The sequence below is a fragment of the Coleofasciculus chthonoplastes PCC 7420 genome, from assembly GCF_000155555.1.
Taxonomy (GTDB): domain Bacteria; phylum Cyanobacteriota; class Cyanobacteriia; order Cyanobacteriales; family Coleofasciculaceae; genus Coleofasciculus; species Coleofasciculus chthonoplastes_A.
The window spans coordinates 231,555-249,188 of sequence record NZ_DS989852.1; the positions used below are offsets into that span (position 1 = coordinate 231,555).

A 17,634-nucleotide genomic window follows, 5' to 3' on the forward strand; every position below is an offset into this window, starting at 1 on the left:
TGTCAGGGACTAGGAAACAGGGAACAGGTAATTAAAATTCATAATTCATCAAAAACCTCGTGAGACTCCACCCTCAGCAGATCCTTCGCAGGCTCAGGAGGGTGGAGAGGGATAGAGGAGTCAAACCGCGCCGCTCGATGCGGTTAGGTTTGACAATCCAACTGAAGGCGCGACAATTAATCCCGTGCTTCGCTGCAACAATCGGACTTTTTTAGCCGTAAACTGCCCAAGTCGCTTCCAGTTAGCATCACTAACCGAAATCGCTTGATCAGTATCACCAGAACACCAACCAACATAGGACTTCCCGGCTTTTTCAGCGATAACCTGATCACCCTTGCGTAAAGACGCGCCATGGCGCGTCTCTACGTGACGAGTAACAGTGCCACCGTACTTACGCCGCTTTCCACCTTTAGACGGGACACATAAATGCAACTGCCTACGACTGATTGGAGGTCTGCGGATGATCGTAAATGGCGCGGGTGTAATCTGAACATCACCTCTCCAGTCACCGTGCTTAGTATGATCAGAATGCCATTCGCGCCATTGAATGAACTCGAAAGCGGCTAGAATTACACCGTCAACAGCATGGGTCGCAGGTGTAGAGCAAGCTTTATTCTTCTTATCCTTGGGTAGTCCCAGCCACTTTCTGAGTTGACTGGTTCCATTGCCGTCTCGCTGCCATCCCTTGTGGGTTGTAACTGGAGCTAATTCAGATAACCAAGTCAGCATTTGTCCTTGTCCCACCATGACCGGGGAGAAGCCAACGCCGGATCGTGCTAATTTTCTTCCCCTAGTCCTATCTACGTCAGCCATGACTAGCTCGTAGTGAATCGCACTAATCGGAAATAGTTGGCACAGTTGTTTGACTACTCGTAACTCCAACTGCCTGTTGGCTCGAATAGAGGGAGGTAGTTTACCCTGTTTACGGTTATTGAATCTTCTCTTTGATAGAACTGGTACTCGTAGCATGGAGATAATCCTCACGAGTGAAAGTGTTTACATTGAGCGACTTGTATCGAGCGAAGTCGAGATAAGTCGAAATGTAGTCCCTTCCCGCCATCTCGGTTAAGATGTCTTGTCTTACAACAGCCCGACAAAAGGCTTTAGATTTGATCCGGACTAGGGAAGTATCCGGGTGTCTGTGCCAAACCGAGACTCAATGCGGTATTCAACGGTTTAAATTGCCGTTTGTCCGGCAATCCCCAACCTCAACGAAGTAGGTTGGGGTTGTTGAAAGCAAGTTGTAGATCATAATAGTAGTTTCTCTCCCCCTGCTTCCCCTGCAAGGGCGGGTTTAGTCACGTTATCGGTTGCTTCTAGAACGTTATCAGTAAAACCCGCCCCTACATCCGGAACTTCCCCGGTTCTCAGATAACTTTTAACTCGTGGTAACCAGGGTTGGTTCTACAGGTGTTTGTGCATGTTCGAGAATCGCTTTAGCCGCACGCCGCCCGGATAGGGTCGCGCCTTCCATACTATCGATGTAATCTTGTTGAGTGTAGCTACCTGCCAAGAAGAAGTTGCTCACTGAGGTTTTTTGGTTAGGGCGATAGGGGTCCATGCCCGGAGCTTCTCGGTAAAGCGATTGAGCTAATTTAACCACACTGTACCAGGTCATGTTCAATTCTCGCGAAGAGGGGAAGAGTTCGTGGACTTGCTGGAGGACATGGTGGGCGATGAATTCATTATTTTGTCGGATAAATGGATCACCGGGCGTTAGCACTAATTGCAACAGTGACCCTTGTCCTTCTTTGTAATAGTCACTGGGACTGGTTAAGGCTAAGTCAGCAAAGCAGGAAAAATCCGCATCCGGAGTATAGAGGAGATTATCCATCCCCGTCGCTTGTGCCAGTTGCTTCCGTTTTTGAGGATCATGGAGTTCTGTCACCCAGCCATCAAACCGCAGTTGTACGGTGGCTACAGGTACGGTGTCTAGCTTATAGAGATTGTCAAACTCTGACCATTTGCGCCATGATTCTGGCAATAAACGCTGCACTCCTGGCACATCAGCGGCGCAAACGTAAGCATCGGCGGTAATAGTTTCTTCGCTTTCACCTTGGGCGATGACTAAACCTGTCACGTTAGCTGAGTCTCCTGTCTCGGTGTAGAGGATTTCTCTCACCCGTCGCCGGGTGTAAATTTTTGCTCCTCGTGCTTCTAGGTAATTGATAATCGGTTGATGTAAGTATTCATTCGGTGAACCTTCCAGCATCCTGAGAACGGAGGCTTCTGTTTTTGCTGCAAAGAACTGGAAGATTGTCAACATGCAACGGGCAGAGATATTCTCTGTATCGATAAAACCGAGGGCGTAGGCGATGGGATTCCACATCCGCTTTAAGCTGCCGTTAGACCCCCCATGCTTGCGGAACCAGTCAGCAAAGCTAATTTTATCCAAGTCGCGAATCGTTTGCATTGCCCCATCAAAGTCGATCAAGCCGCGTACTAGGGGACTGGTTCCGAGTGCGATCGCGTTTTGTAGCTTATCCTGGGGTGATAGCTGGGAGGTGGTGAAAAAGGCTTTGAGTCCATTAAACGGCGCTCCGGTGATAAAGCGAAAGTCTAGCTCCCCCGTGCGCCCACCCCGATTAATAAAGGTATGGGTATGTTCCTTGAGACGTAGGTTCTCCAATGCCCCTACCTTCTGCATCAAGTCAAACAAGTTGTAGTAGCAGCCAAAAAAGACGTGCAACCCCATCTCAATGTGATTGCCCTCGGCGTCTACCCAACTGCCAACTTTGCCGCCCACGAATGGACGGGATTCAAAGATTTCGACTTCATGTCCGGCATCGACTAATTCTACAGCCGTCGCCATTCCGGCAAGTCCTGCCCCAACGATCGCAACGCGCATCGTAGCCCTTCCTTTTCAGTTTTCTTTACAGATTGTAATAGAATTTGGGTTCCAAATGCAGCCTATCGGCTTGCGATCGCCGTTGATCCCAGTTTTGTTTGCGGGAATGAAATCTTGATAAAGTTGGCTAAACAGACTTGCTGATGTCAGCCAATAGGAATTAGAATGTACACAGTGTCTTACACGTCATACATTACGTATTACAGACTTACCAGTCTACAAAAATTGGGTAACGCGAATATCTCGCCAAAGAGAAAGCAGGCAAGGTTACTCAATCAGAACATCAGGGTTGCTAATCAAAGGTAAAACACCAGTCAAAGTCCTTCTACCGAGTTAGGGTCTTAGACGTGATCCTAATCCTAACCAAGCCGACAGGCAATAGCAGTTTTAATGTCACTGTTTTTGCTCAATCATTCTTAATGCAACTCAAATGTGTTTGAACAACAAAGAACTTAAAAGAGAGGAAGAGAAAGTATTACTATCTTCCCTAGCGGTTGAAGTCGATACGATTTTTTTGAAGCTTCGTAAAGCGGATCAAGTCATTCGCCATGAACTGAGCTTACTCGATCATCCCAACATTCAAGCATTTGAGAAGAGTCAGGTTGAACCAATCAATGTAGAACAATTAAAAAAAATTATTTATAAAATCCCGCCTCAACATTTATTGGTGGATGAGTATGTTCTCTACATGCTTGACAGCAAGACAACGAGCATATTCGGTTTAGTTGAAGATTATAATCATTCCCTGGAACGTCGCCAGAAACTGCAACACAGCAATAATCCGAGTGATCTAAAGAATGTTGATGAAAATTTAGCCTATGCGATTCGTCGTTTGGGAGCGATGATCTATCATTTAAATATTCACTTAAATTTGCTAACGGTCTTGTTAGTTAAAGCCCCGTTTTTTACCGATCATCAGCAAATCACGATTAACGAAAGCCAAGATAAGTTAGAAAAAAAGCTGCTAGATGACTGGGATAAATGGCACGACAATGTTCGGTTTATAGAAATCACTATTGATGAACCTTATGCGATTGTAACGTGGGCGATGGAAGAGCTTGGTGGAGATGCCATTCTCCAGCATGAGCAAGGCAATTGGCAATTGATGACGATTAGCACAAGCCGATTCGACACGAAAGCCTTTGAACCCGTGAATATTTCATCAGATGCAGCTCAACGCCTGCTCAAGCGTCATTACCAGAAACTGGGATTCTAAATTGATTGGACTTTGGACAAAAACAATAAATTTGCATAATTTATTTGCCAAGGCATTTAGGGCAGAAAAATTAGATGTAGGGGCGGGTTTAGGGACAATTGTAGGGGCGGGTTTAGGGACAATTGTAGGGGCGGGTTTAGGGACTAAAGTTAGCTAGTCACCACTAACGGAACAACAAAACCCGCCCTCCTCACCAATCAATGAACAACAAAACCCGCCCTCCTCACCAATCAATGAACAACAAAACCCGCCCTCCCCACTTAAGTCTAAACAAATTGCATTGTGCGAATTTCTTGCCACAGTTCTAGGTACTGCTCAATCGCTTCTTGGGGTAAGGGATATAGAAATTCACTGTCTTCGAGTATAGAGGGTTCTGGTAAGAGGATCTCACTCTGTCGCAGTGAGTCGGGTAACGTAGCCGGATTCATCGTAACCAGTATCGGTGAAGCTGCATGACTTAATAAAGAAATGTCGATCGCGGATTGTTGTCGCCAGCAAAAATCAATCCATTGCTGAGTTAATGATTGGGACGTTTCTGGTTCTGGCGATTCAGCAGCCGTCTTTTGCACAGCAGGTTGTACCCACACATCTGCCCAAAGAGAGGTTCCTGAACGAGGAATGACAGCTTGAATTTGGCGATCGCGTCCGCGCAGGGATAGGATATCGGTAGACCAACCCACGGCTAACCAGGTATCGCCTAACACTAAGGGTTCTAGATAGTGATCTGAACTGTAGAGTTTAACCTGTTTATGCAAGTCTAAGAGTTCGGTTTTCAGATTGGGAACTTGACTCAAGTTGGCGGTATCATAGGAAAACCCTAATTTCTTCAAGGTCAACCCAATTACCTCTCGCGGACTATCAAGTAACGAAATGCGATCGCGTAATTCTGGACGCCATAAGTCACTCCAATCTGTCGGTGTCCACCCTAATTCCTCAAACTTATCCCGGCGATAGGCAATTACTACTGTCCCCCAGCGATAGGGTGCGCCCCAGATTAATCCCGATTCGTCAAGTTGTCCTTGGCGATTACGTCTGACAATCCCTTGCCAACGCGGGGGTAACTGTTGCCATCCTGGTAATGTTGACAGCTCTAGCGGTTGAATCAGTTGCTCACCGATAGCAGATTCTAACCAATAATCTCCTAGTGTGACCAAATTAGCGATCGCGGGAGGTTTGCGACTAATCAGAGGAAGGGAAAACCCAGGCGAGGATTCTGGGTTTTCTGATTGTCGTTTCCACACCCGAAGGTTCTGGTATATATCCTTAAGCTGGGCTTGTGGGTCAAACTTGAGCCTCACGGGTGACTCCAGGGTTCGGCGAAATTCAGCCAATAACTGAACCGGAATTGAATTTTGCAACAGTCCTACATTTAAAGCCGTTGACTGTCTATTGCCACACCCAGACGCCAATTGCCCCAGTGCTAGGGCGCTAGCGCCCATGAGAAAGGAGCGTCGTTTCATCCCAAAAATCTGGTGAATTGAGTAAAAATACTACGTTGTATACGCTTGCTCCCAACAAACTAACACAATTTTGGTGTTCTGTGAGACTGACAGCCAAAGAATCCATCTGCTATACAAGTGACCAGTGTTCCGTAACTCGTTGAGTCAATCTGGGAACTTATCCAGAGTTAGGACTGAGTTGAAGGCACAATTGTAAATAAAATATTAAATAGTTAGATCGGCGACATTGTAAGGAAGACAAAGCGAAAACCTAGGAAAAAAGGTGATTAAAGCCCAAGATAAATCATTTTGAGGGTTGACTTAATGGTTGAAACTTGTGCGCTGTGAACAATCAGCAGGATATAGGGATATGAATTGTCTCAAATAGTTAAATGAATCCGCAGGAAGGTAGCTTTTGAGTGTAAATTGACTAGCATGAAATAGAACTCGCTATGGAAATTGGTAATCAGATGGATACAGTTCAACAACAAATCAACGCCCTAAATTATAAAGTTGATGCCATATACCAAAGTATTGAGCAACTCAACAACAAGGTATCCCAGTGTCTCCCTCAAGTCCAACCGATGTCAACTGTAGACTCTGAGCTACAGGCATCAACCGCAAAGGTTAATGACATCCCCGTCTATGCGAATCCCCAACTGCTGGACTCTGGGATGGAACATAAAGATATCCTAATCGAGGATAAGGGTGAAGTTGCTCAATTTCATACGAATCACAACGGAAATCATAATTCAGAGAATTCCCTGTCTGCTGATGTGCAAGTGCAACGCCTCACTGCCCAACTAACCGCCGCTTACAATCGCATTGCGGCTTTAGAAGAACAGCTTCTCGCCCGCCGCATTCACTCGTGAACCTGGTTCTCCTTGAATTAATGGTGTTGAGCTAGAAGTGCTTCAATGGCTTGCAGTAATTGAGTCGTGTTCCATCCTTGGTAAAGATGAGATGCGATCGCACATCCTCCCGCACCGACACCTTCCTTGACATATCCTTGTTCGTAAGCCCGTAGCTGCGGATAACTTGACTGGGCAAAACTTAAGTCGGTTGCCAAAAGAGGAACACTGCCGATAGCTCGTGCTAATCCCACAGTATCACCCGTGGGATCATCTGCCACCCAGCGAGTTGTACCGACAACCACCTGCTTAGGTTGCCATGGTAAGGAATCAAAACTACGACGATAAGCTCTAATTTTTGCTCTCCTTGCTCTCCTTGCTTCCCCAGCTTCCCCTGCTTCCCCAGCTTCCCCTGCTTCCCCAGCTCCCCCAGCTCCCCCAGCTTCCCCTGCTTCTTGAAGAAGCGCCAACGCCCGTGCTAGTGCATAAACTGCTAGCATTTGCGTCCCTCCAGCTAACAAAACACCAACACTTTGACTTGCCCCAATCACCATTCCGGCGGCTGTAATTTGCATGGGATCACCTACGGCGGCGACTAACTCGAAGGGATCAATGAATTCTGCCAGTTTCTCTTCCCAGTCTGCCTGTTGTAGTCCCATCCGAACGATTTCTGCTTTTTGGCGATGATTACAGTGAGGATGGCTGCTATTGACTTTACCCATGGCGGCAATACCCAACCCTGTCAGCACACTCAAAGCCGTTGTGGTTCCGCCAACGACGCATTCAGCAATCATTACATATCCGCTTGGGGTCAGAGTTGCCAGCTTTTGACCCCAAATTAAGCCTTGCTCAAATAGCTGTTTTACAGTATTGATGGGCAAGGCTTTTCCGGTAGTTAAACAGTTAGCGGGTAAACCTCCTAAATCTATAGCTGGGACGGCTGGCGGTTGAGGTAAACCCGCATTGAATAGATAAACCGGAAGGTGACAAGCCTCGACGACAGCACGAGAAATCAGGACAGGCGACGCCCCAGCATCCAAGGGAGGTAAAGGATACTTAGGACTAGGGGTAAAACCATTAACTAAGAATTCAGCATCCGCGATCGCAGTATACTTCCGATCCTCTGGAGTTGCCCCAGCCGCAGAAATGCCGGGGATCAACCCTGTTGCCGTAAATCCTAAAATACAAGCGAGTAGGGGAGGTTGTCCCCTATACTGCTGCAACCATTGATTTCCTTGAACAAACTGGGTATAGATGCGGATCAATTACAAAGGACGAATGACAAAGGACAAATGACCAATAACCATTAAACTAGGACAGGTGTTTCGGATTGATCCAGTTCTCGAAATAAAGGTGTACTCAAATAGCGTTCGCCAAAACTGGGCTGTACCATAACAATTAACTTACCCGCATTTTCTGGACGTTTCGCCACCTGAATCGCGGCACATAAAGCGGCACCGGAGGAGATTCCCGATAATAACCCTTCCTCTCGTGCCAAACGGCGACCAAAAGCGATGGCATCTTCATCACTGACTTGAACCACTTCATCAATCAGGTCTGTACGCAAAACTTGAGGGACGAAGCCAGCACCAATTCCTTGAATCTTATGGGGTCCAGCTTGCCCGCCAGAGAGAACTGGACTACTGGTCGGTTCAACGGCGATCGCGGTAAAATCGGGTTTACGTTGCTTGAGGACTTCGGCAATACCAGTAATCGTACCACCAGTGCCAACGCCCGAAATAAGAATATCGACCTGACCCTCAGTATCTGCCCAAATTTCTTCAGCCGTCGTCTCTCGATGAATTTTGGGATTGGCTGGATTTTGGAACTGTTGCAGCATAAAGGCTTCAGGAGTGCTTTCGGTAATTTCGTTGGCTCGGCGAATTGCTCCTTTCATTCCCTCGCTTCCGGGTGTCAGCTCTAGTTTGGCTCCATACGCTTTCAGCATAGATCGCCGTTCCATGCTCATCGTATCGGGCATCGTCAAGATTAGCTGATATCCTTTAGCGGCGGCTACCATCGCTAGGGCAATACCTGTATTCCCCGATGTCGGTTCCACTAACACCGTTTTTCCAGGATGAATCTGACCCGCTTCTTCTGCTGCCTGAATCATACTCATACCGATGCGATCTTTCACAGAAGCGGCAGGGTTCATTCCCTCCAGTTTCACCACAATTCGTCCTACACATCCCTCGGCTTGAGGAATCCGGTTGAGCTGAATTAGGGGAGTGTGACCAATTACTTCTGTGATATTATGAGCAATCCGCATAGTTTCTCCTTATCAACGACTCGTCACTTCAGCTAATCCCGCAGGAGCCTCACAGTTAATCTATCTTATCCTGTTACTGTTTTGTGTAAACTACCTACACCAAGTCGGAGTACCGACTATGGAGTAGGCTTTTAGTAGCCCTGTACCAAATCGAATAAACTAGGTTGGAAGTACTCAACTTTACAACGATTCCTCTCACCGCCAAATCAAAGATTATGGCGAGAGCCTCCTTGCGGTTGAAGGTGATCGCTAACGTTAACCCCTCGATATTTCAAGGGTAAGAGAGTTGACGTAGCTGGAGGTTTCACCAAATGGTGAACTCTCAAAGCCTGACCCCGATATTTTCCGATCACCTCATCTTCCGTTACCTCAACCTGGGCAGGGCTTAGGTCATAGTTAACGCCTCGATAAACCAGCTTAACGTTATCCTCATCCGCCAATGACGACTCTGTGACGGGCTGAGACGATGAAGAACTGCGTCTATGATTGCTAAAAATGACTAAGATTAGCAGCAATAATTGAATTTGCCAGGGTGCTAAACATAACGTTACAACTAAGCTAACTAAAGCAATGGCAGCGGCAAGATAAGCCATTTCATTAGCCAATTGTTTAAAAAGATACGCAGTGACGAGGAAAATCCCCAAGGGAATGATAAACAATAAAGACATATCAAGTGACCTGTAACCTACTGTAATCTGTTATCTTCGCGAATTACCAACGTATCAACAGGTGAGCCAACTCTGTTGTAGCAATATTGACAGATAAGTAGTCGGACTTTCATTAAAGTTGATGGTAGGGAGCGTCATTCGTCATACTCGCTCCCTTGAGAAGAAAGCTACGTCATTCTTCTTATGTAAGGGTTTGAGGCGTGTTTACAAAAATTAATAATCCAGCAAAACTTGTACCCACTGAGGCGGACGAGGAATAGGATTTTTCAGGCGATCAAAGATGAGTAACGCCACCAGATGAACCACAAATAAATAAATGGCATTATTGATCACAATTGCCACAATTGCCACCACCTGAATTAACATTAAACTGGGTTGAGCGAGTAACCCCAGCTTAACAAACCCCCATTCCACTAATTCGGTAATTTGAGTCATCACATAAACCCACAGATCCTCACTCAAAAGAATTGAGAGCAGCCAAAAGCGAAAAAAGAATCCCAAAGTTCCCAGTAGCGTACCAATCCCAATGGAAAATAACCAATTGGCTTGACGTTTCCACAAGGCGCCCAACTGAACGCCCATCAAACCGTAGGGAATCAAAAACAGGATACTGCGGGTTGGTCCTTGTAGCACCGACAGCAATAACCCTGAAACCAGTGCCGCCATCCAAGAGGCTCGATTTCCGCGACGCATATACACCAAGGCGATTGGCACCGGGAAAAACATCTTCAAGACTGGACCGAGGGGAAAATAATAATTAATTAGCCAAATCAAACTCGCTGTACTGGCGAGGAACGCCGTTTCCACCATGACGACAGTGGTATTGAATTGTCGCTGTTGTGCCTGAGATTGTTGACTCGCCGAATTTCTGTCCTGATTAGGGATTAGCCTTTCAGGTCTAGTATTGGTTGATGGTTCCGTCTCTGGCTCTAGTTCCTCCACCAAATCCCATTCGTCATTGACATTTTCTGAGTCCTTCGAGGAGGATTCAGTATTCTGATCGGGATTAGGGCGAGGCACTTGGGCATCCTCAAAAGAATCGCTCATTCAGCTTTTATCAACGCTTGATCAACCTCCACTTTAACGCCCCTTTCACCTCGACATGATCGCCTGATCCCCTTACGTAGCTAAATCTGCCTCAAACCTTACCAATGACAAAGGACATAAGACAAATAACACTTCTAAGCAATAATGCGTTCTAATGCCGCCAGATCCGGGATAAACATAATATCGTGTTCTCGCTTAATCAAGCCTTTTTTTTCTAGCTTCGTCAAAACTCGCGTCACTGTCTCCCGCGCCAATCCACTCAAACTGCTTAACTCGCGATGGGGTAAGTTGGGAATCTCCGTACCTTGCTGTTTAAGTTTACCCTGACCCTCTGCCAAAAACAGGAGCGTGTCTGCCACTCGCGAGGTACTATCCGACTCTCTCAGACGGAGACGGCGATTAACTTGGCGCAAGCGCTTCGCCATAAGCTGAGACAAACGAACCCCGGCTAAAGGTTCATCATGAATAAGCTGGATAAAATCCTGGGCAGGTATACTGCCAATCGTCGTGGGCGTTAAGGTAATCACATCGGTAGAACGAGGCACCTCATCCAGCGCCGCCATTTCGCCAAAAATTTCCCCCTTCCCTAAAATGTTGAGGGTCACCTCTTTCCCTTCCAGGTTATAGGTACGAATTTTTGCCCAGCCCTCCAAAATGAAGTAAACTGAGCCACCCCAGTCATTCTCCAGCAAAATAACTCGATCCTTGGGGTGGCTGCGAGTAACAACATGAGAAGTCGCTTGATTCACACTGGCTTCTGGTAAGCCAGAAAATAAAGGAGCAGTGCGAATCAACTCATTAACATTAGAGTTCATTTCGTGTGAGCTGTATCGATCATCCATGAAGCCAAACCACATTGTATACGCCGTGGACAAGTACGGCGATTTGTTATCCTCAAAAACTTAAGCAAGTCCCTTCCTGTTCCACAACAGACACAAAATTGAGTCGTTGTGGTACAATCGCCCCTCATCACCCCATCCAGACCAGCCATAATGGCAGATACAAGGGACTTATGTCCTGATCGATGAACGGCGCTATACTCCCTCGAAGTGCCTTTAATTCTAATCCTATTGGAAATTCAAACTAATCAGCCGGAGATTGGTACACAGCTATTATGCTGCATATTGAGGGAGATTTAACAACTTAGATGCCTGTAATCAGGACTTGAGAGGACCTCGGTTAGCCAGAATACGTTTTCAGACTGGGTTAACGGCAAGCGTTCAAGTTCCTACATAATAAAAGCAGGCGATCGCAATAACTCCTGCGAAGCGTGAACATAAGTTGTCAGGCGTTCCACCGTGACTAAACAGAAGAAAATCCAATCGCTGATTGCTGATATTGACAGTCTCCTTGCCAAGTTTGGCTCCCGTTTCCCTTGGTCTAAACCCAACGATTTAGCCCGCGATCGCGAAATCCTAGAACAGGTGCGTCGCTATCTGCTGTCGATGCAGTCAGACGAAATGGCAATGTCACCATCACCCGAATCAGCCATTACACCGATTGTGCAGGCGGTTGCTCAAGAAATGGAGAGTATCCGCCAACAGGTTACAGAACCCTTGCAGACTGAATTGTCAGCATTACGTCAACAGCGAGAGTCCTTGACTCAAGAAATTCAGCACCTTGAGCAGAAAAAACAGCAATTGCAAAATACTGTTACCGCTAAAGGGGGGGGACAAGAACAACCTCTCCCAGAATTTGCTCAGGATTTAATTCACCAGTCAACCGAACGCCTGACCCAGCAACTGGCTCAAATCTTACTGAATTTAGAAGCCCAACTGCTCAACGCTTCATCAACATCGGGATCACCCGGACAACCTGCCTCTGGGATAATGTTGCCACAAGAACGCTTAGAGCAACTGCGGCAACTGCAACGAGAGAGCGATCGCATGTTGCTCAATCTCGATGCCAACCAACGGTCACTCTTTGATGCACTTGATCGGGATCTGCATGGGTATCAGCAATCTTTGTCTCAAGGACTTGACAAAATGCATCGCTTGAGCAATCAAGGAGAGCTATTATTTACAGCCCTGGTCAATCGCCTCGCCCAGCTATTGGGACGAGAAACCTCAACCTTGGTGCAATCGTCTCAACCTTGGTCAGAGGTGACAGAATTATCCCAGTCAGTACCTGATTCAACGTCATCGACGTCAAAACAAGAGGGCATTTTTGTGGGCATCGATCCAGTGTCTCAGCCTGAATTCAATGTGACTCTATCTGCCAACGCCTTAACCCCATCCCCACCAATCCAGGCTCAACTGCCGTCTAAAATTGCCGATCAGCAATGGACGGAAGAACTCGATACAGAAAATTTAGGAGGCAACCCCCTAGACGCCTTGATTGGCTGGGATATGGATACCTCTATCTCAGACAAGGATTCAGAATTTCAAGACCTAGATTTCCTCTTAGGCATCGATAGTACCCCGGAGTCCACACCATCATCATCCCCAATCTCTCAGGCGGATGACACGCAACCCGTAGAACCCGAGGTTGCCGATCAAACTGAAGTCGAGAACCGCCACCATGAAATTGATGAGTTGTATAATACCCTATTTGGCACAGACGCTGTCCCCGACTCTAATACTCCTCCTCCAGCCAATACCGCCGAAGTAACAGATACGAATACCTCAGCGACATCAATCACTACAACGGAAGGGCAAGATGAGCGATCCCCGGATCAGGCTTTCGGTGAGACTGAATCGGTGGAGATTGCTGATTATCTATTTGACGGATTCACTGATCCGGCTGATGAAACGAGTGTATCCGAACCCTGGATTGAAGGCATCAATCAGGATCAACTATCGTGGGAAACCTTATTATTTGAAACGCCAACACCTGACGTCCCGATTGAGTCAGAGATAGTCGCCACGCCAGAACCCGCCACTTATCCTCACCAGGAAAGGTTCGGCGAGTCTCAAGACGTTAAAACAATTACCGCCCTAACCGATTTACTCGATGAAATGGGGTTAAGTTACTCCCCCGCCGTAGCCGATATCCCATCCATAGGGGCGACTCGTGAGGAAGAATGGTTTTTGGAACACCCTGGAGAAACTGATTCCCCCGTTACCTCAGTTGAGGATCACTATATTCCCGCCTCACCCGATGAAGATTTGCTAGTCAGGGATGAATCGCAACAGTTTTCCGGTCAAGAGATTAGGCTAGACCAAAGTACCCTCCAGCAGCTTAGTGAAGACCTACACAGCTTTGAAGCAGAAGACCATCTGAATATTGTCCCTCAGCCGTCCCCGTCTCGCGATCGCACCGTCTCACCGCCAAATTTCGATTTAGACTCAATCCAGTCATTGCCCATGTCAGAGGAGTTGTTGGCAGAAGATTGGGAAGAATTTGCCCTCCATGACCTATCCCAAGAGGATGTTACCTTCCCAGATTGGCAACAGACTTCTCCAACTGACCGAGACTCTCGCGAACCTGATCCCTTGGTGAGTGACTCGGAGAAAACGACGCCACCACCATCCCCAGAGTTGGACGATGTTTATGATGATTTGTCTGAGGAATCGATTGACTTAGAGCAAGACAATGTGGTAAAAGAATATGTCTTGGAAGACTCCGTGACTCCGGATCAACAGTCCGTGAGCCAACCTCAAGAAACGTCTTTAGAGGATGGCGAACAAAACAGGGATTAGAGTCGGGGCGCTTCTGTGACCATTCGTGTCAACTTAAGCTCAACCCCTCGTCCCCAGCCCCTCTCCCACGCCAGCCCTCACCCCCAGCCCCTCTCCCAAGCTTGGGAGAGGGGAGCAAGAGGGGAGCAAGAGATCCGGTTCCCCTTCTCCCGTGCAACAAAAACGAAGTATCCTCTGTCATCCCCCCTGCCAAAAAAGCGAAGCATCCTCTGTCCTCCCCCCTCTTGTAGGGGGGAACGAGGGGGGTCGGGGGGAACGAGGGGGGTCCGGAGTTGGGGTTAGGGGATGAGGGGGAAATGTCGAGAAGTAGATAGACACAGCTTAAAATCTTGCCAGCATTGGTTTTCTCGCCTGTAGTTGACACGGGTGGACACTGCCGTGCCCCTACAGGTAGGTAATGTGACTTGATCATCAAATTGGCTAGTGGATACCAATAATCCTCTCTGGTACTTAGGAATTGATTTCGGCACCACGGGGCTGTCGGCTGTGGTGTTGAACAAAAACACAGGTCAGCACTACCCTTTATATTGGCAACAGGAATCGTCAACCACCAATCATGATTCAGGCGATCGCGTATTTCGCTTACCGACACAAACCTCCACGAGTCCTATCGTGGTAAAAGCACCAGGAATAACGGTGTCCACGGTTAAACCCTATTTACCGTTGGCAATTCCTTACTATTCCCCAGAACGTCGTCAGTGGGAACCAATGTTAGCGTTACCCGATGGACAGGTTCCTCTCTATTGGGTGCGACGATCCTTACAGGCAATGTTAGCCACTTTAACCCCAGAGACGGTTCGCACCAAGGTGTCATTGCAGGTAGGGGCGATGGGTCTAGAATCCGAATTACTGGCAGACGCTTTGGCACAACTCGCAGGTGTCATTGTCAGTTATCCAGCCGATTGGGGCGATACCTACCAGATTAATGTTCGGGAAGCTGTATTAGCTGCCAAGTTAGTCAAGGACTCTCAACAAATTGTCTTCTTAGAAGATGCGATCGCGTCCCTCTTAGCCGCTTTTCCCACGCCTGAACCCGCCTCTCCCCCCTTAACGCCTGAATCTACCCCACTTGGACGTGGCTGGACTCTGGTGATCGATAGTGGCGCAACCACCACGGAATTGGCATTAGTGGATTTGCCTTACAATCCCCGCCAATTAACCTACGCCGATTTTAAACTTCAAAGTTGGTCTTACGCAGGTCAGGCTATTGATCAAGATATTATATGGCAGTTACTCTACCCGCAGATGTCTGAGGCGCAATTAGCACAACTGAATCTTAGCCAGGATTTAGAACCCCCCTTACCCGGTCAACCTGACCCCAAACGACGCGATCGCGCTTTATTCGAGTTACAGCATTCGGTGTTAGGACAGGCGCTACTGAAAGCGGCTGAATATTTGAAGCTGATTTTGCCACACAAAACTGAATTTACCCTAGAATTGGGTGCCTATCGATGGAGGGTGCAGCAAAAAGACTTTAATACTGCCGTTATCACACCGTTTATTGAGCAACTCAACCAACAGGTTAACCGATTGCTGATTCAAGCAGGACTTTCCCAACAGGCGATCAGTCAAGCTATCTGTACGGGAGGAAGCGCTAAGTCAAACAGGGTGAAGCAGTGGCTTCAGGACAAACTACCTAACGCTGCACTGATCCAGGATACTGTATCGTCCCCGCCTTGGGTCGCTACTGGACTGGCGAGGTTATCCCTGTATCCCCATGTCTTTAATCGCTTTCAGCAGCAATATAGTGACTACTTTCTGCTATTAGAACTGCTTAAGGCGTTTCCCCCGACAGAAAAGGAATCAGAGATTCGGGATTACACTCTGGCAGAAATTAAGCAACGCTTAGAACGTCAAGGTCTCAACACAGTCGCCTGTGATGAACGGTTGCTGGGGTTTTTGGACGGTGAGTTACCGTCAGGATTGATCCCAACTCGCGATCGCCTACAGGGGTTCTCTCTCGCTTCTCCCCAAGATTTTCCTTATGGGGATCTAGCTGATGCTAAACTGTTTTCACCCGTAGGCGATCGGCTTTATCGTGCCAATTTCCAACAACACGAGCGTCTACGTCAATACCTTAAACTGATTGTATCCAGTCTATCTCAAACGTTTGATGAGCCTTTAATTATTAATTTTCATCATTTCTATAAATAAAAGCTATCAACATACTTTAGAGACGTTGCATATAGCGTCTTCTTATGAAACAGAGATAAAACCCCTGACAAAATAGCGAGCGAGACGCTCGCACTACAACCGTTCTCTGTTCCCTATTCCCTATCATCACCCCAATACTTATTCAGCTTGCTTGCAATGGGTAGATCAGACTCTTCACTATTGCAATATAATCTACATCTTAGGATAGATGCCAAAGGTCAAGTCATTACTTAGACCCTAGATCGCGCTTTCAGCTTTGATTAGAAACTGCCAAATTGCGTAATCATTGTTAATCCCAATTCATAATCTTCATCATATCTTCATAAAAACTGCATTCAGTCGCTATAGAATTGTAAAGAATTCGTGAAGTGTATCCAACGGACTATTTTTTTTAGCCAAAATCTCAATAATATAGAGTATGATAATCGGCTAAAAAACTTACAAATTACAACTTGTAATACAACTGAGTTGACACTGTGTTTACCACATCAAACTGTTCCACATCATTGGCGGGTGAGTCCCTCGTTCTCACACGTTCCGCTGGGTTAATTGTGCCGCATCGGTCGGCAACCTGCAAAATTAAACGTCTCATTGATATTCTGGGAGCTGTGGTTGGCTTGATCCTGACGGCAATTCTTGCCATACCAATTGTGATCGCCATCCAGATTGACAATCCCGGTACTATCTTCTATCGTCAACTTCGCTGTGGTTTACGAGGAAAACCCTTTCGCATCTTGAAATTTCGTTCAATGGTGGTAGACGCTGATCGCAAGCAACATTTGGTGCAAAATCAGGCAAAAGGTCATATCTTTAAAAATACCAACGACCCTCGCATCACTCGTGTGGGTCGTTTTTTACGGCGCACCAGCTTGGATGAATTGCCTCAATTTTGGAACGTGCTTAACGGTGAGATGAGCTTAGTCGGGACTCGTCCGCCCACCCTGAATGAAGTACAACACTACAAGCCGCATCATTGGCAACGATTGAGAACTAAGCCGGGAATGACTGGAGAATGGCAAGTTAATGGTCGTTCTAGTGTGATTGATTTTGAGGATATTGTGTCAATGGATCTGACTTATCAGCGCAAGTGGTCTCTTGTCTATGATTTCAAGCTCATCCTGAAAACTATTGCTGTAGTCCTGAAGAAGCAAGGAGCCTGTTAAGCCACTGTGTATCTCAATTTAATTTCCTATACCCGAAAAAATTCTTTGTCATTTTTCAATCCTTAATATTTAAACAACATCCAGCAATTGTAGGGGCGGGTTTAGGGACTAAATTCACCTCCTCACCGATAACTGTTGAACAAAACCCGCCCGCCTCACCGATAACTGTTGAACAAAACCCGCCCTCCTCACCGATAACTGTTGAACAAAACCCGCCCGCCTCACCGATAACTGTTGAACAAAACCCGCCCTCCTCACCGATAACTGTTGAACAAAACCCGCCCGCCTCACCGATAACTGTTGAACAAAACCCGCCCGCCTCACCGATAACTATTTAA

15 protein-coding genes are annotated in these 17,634 nt (G+C 47.0%); 6 read left to right on the forward strand and 9 right to left on the reverse strand.

What is annotated here, in order from left to right; all coding sequences use genetic code 11:
- Positions 1-120 precede the first annotated feature (120 nt).
- Both MC7420_RS18010 and zds read right to left on the reverse strand, forming a co-directional pair.
- Positions 121-969: an RRXRR domain-containing protein gene (locus tag MC7420_RS18010; protein ID WP_006101958.1), complete on the reverse strand. Its 849-nt coding sequence runs from the start codon at positions 967-969 to the stop codon at positions 121-123.
- A gap of 409 nt (positions 970-1,378) precedes the next feature.
- Positions 1,379-2,848, reverse strand: coding sequence for a 9,9'-di-cis-zeta-carotene desaturase (gene zds, locus MC7420_RS18015; RefSeq protein ID WP_006101879.1), 1,470 nt, complete (start codon positions 2,846-2,848; stop codon positions 1,379-1,381).
- A gap of 430 nt (positions 2,849-3,278) precedes the next feature.
- Between zds and MC7420_RS18020 the strand changes: the two genes are divergently transcribed.
- On the forward strand, positions 3,279-4,064 hold the full coding sequence (locus tag MC7420_RS18020) for a hypothetical protein (RefSeq protein ID WP_006101944.1): 786 nt from the start codon (positions 3,279-3,281) through the stop codon (positions 4,062-4,064).
- A 31-nt stretch (positions 4,065-4,095) separates the two neighbouring features.
- Positions 4,096-4,221: a hypothetical protein gene (locus MC7420_RS43385; RefSeq protein WP_006101963.1), complete on the forward strand. Its 126-nt coding sequence runs from the start codon at positions 4,096-4,098 to the stop codon at positions 4,219-4,221.
- A gap of 109 nt (positions 4,222-4,330) precedes the next feature.
- On the opposite strand, the gene MC7420_RS18025 is transcribed toward MC7420_RS43385, so the two are convergent.
- Entirely contained in the window at positions 4,331-5,524 is a 1,194-nt protein-coding gene (locus MC7420_RS18025) for an extracellular solute-binding protein (RefSeq protein WP_006101912.1), read from the reverse strand.
- A gap of 431 nt (positions 5,525-5,955) precedes the next feature.
- Here MC7420_RS18025 and MC7420_RS18030 point away from each other — a divergent pair, with 431 nt between their 5' ends.
- A complete protein-coding gene (locus tag MC7420_RS18030) occupies positions 5,956-6,375 on the forward strand; it encodes a hypothetical protein (protein ID WP_006102039.1) in 420 nt (139 codons plus the stop codon).
- A 17-nt stretch (positions 6,376-6,392) separates the two neighbouring features.
- Here the strand turns inward: MC7420_RS18030 and cobT are convergent, their stop codons facing one another.
- The 5 genes from cobT to MC7420_RS18055 form a co-directional block, all read right to left on the reverse strand.
- A complete protein-coding gene (cobT, locus tag MC7420_RS18035) occupies positions 6,393-7,619 on the reverse strand; it encodes a nicotinate mononucleotide-dependent phosphoribosyltransferase CobT (protein WP_006102008.1) in 1,227 nt (408 codons plus the stop codon).
- A 41-nt stretch (positions 7,620-7,660) separates the two neighbouring features.
- Entirely contained in the window at positions 7,661-8,623 is a 963-nt protein-coding gene (gene cysK / locus MC7420_RS18040; protein ID WP_006102011.1) for a cysteine synthase A, read from the reverse strand.
- Positions 8,624-8,829: 206 nt separating this feature from the next.
- Positions 8,830-9,291: a DUF4278 domain-containing protein gene (locus tag MC7420_RS18045; RefSeq protein ID WP_006101948.1), complete on the reverse strand. Its 462-nt coding sequence runs from the start codon at positions 9,289-9,291 to the stop codon at positions 8,830-8,832.
- A gap of 213 nt (positions 9,292-9,504) precedes the next feature.
- Positions 9,505-10,338, reverse strand: coding sequence for a DUF2232 domain-containing protein (locus MC7420_RS18050; RefSeq protein ID WP_006101900.1), 834 nt, complete (start codon positions 10,336-10,338; stop codon positions 9,505-9,507).
- 134 nt (positions 10,339-10,472) lie between these two features.
- On the reverse strand, positions 10,473-11,180 hold the full coding sequence (locus MC7420_RS18055) for a Crp/Fnr family transcriptional regulator (RefSeq protein WP_044208048.1): 708 nt from the start codon (positions 11,178-11,180) through the stop codon (positions 10,473-10,475).
- 456 nt (positions 11,181-11,636) lie between these two features.
- On the opposite strand from MC7420_RS18055, the gene MC7420_RS18060 reads away from it, so the two are divergent.
- The 3 genes from MC7420_RS18060 to MC7420_RS18075 all read left to right on the forward strand — a co-directional run bounded on the left by MC7420_RS18060 (position 11,637) and on the right by MC7420_RS18075 (position 17,296).
- Positions 11,637-13,979, forward strand: coding sequence for a hypothetical protein (locus MC7420_RS18060; protein ID WP_006102052.1), 2,343 nt, complete (start codon positions 11,637-11,639; stop codon positions 13,977-13,979).
- A 423-nt stretch (positions 13,980-14,402) separates the two neighbouring features.
- On the forward strand, positions 14,403-16,133 hold the full coding sequence (locus tag MC7420_RS18070; RefSeq protein ID WP_006101935.1) for a hypothetical protein: 1,731 nt from the start codon (positions 14,403-14,405) through the stop codon (positions 16,131-16,133).
- A gap of 506 nt (positions 16,134-16,639) precedes the next feature.
- Positions 16,640-17,296 carry a sugar transferase gene (locus MC7420_RS18075; protein ID WP_006102100.1) on the forward strand — a complete coding sequence of 219 codons (657 nt, stop codon included), beginning with the start codon at positions 16,640-16,642 and terminating at the stop codon, positions 17,294-17,296.
- A 114-nt stretch (positions 17,297-17,410) separates the two neighbouring features.
- On the opposite strand, the gene MC7420_RS18080 is transcribed toward MC7420_RS18075, so the two are convergent.
- Positions 17,411-17,620 (reverse strand): hypothetical protein, encoded by a 210-nt coding sequence (locus MC7420_RS18080; protein ID WP_044207928.1) that lies wholly within the window; start codon positions 17,618-17,620, stop codon positions 17,411-17,413.
- Between the last annotated feature and the right edge of the window lie 14 nt (positions 17,621-17,634).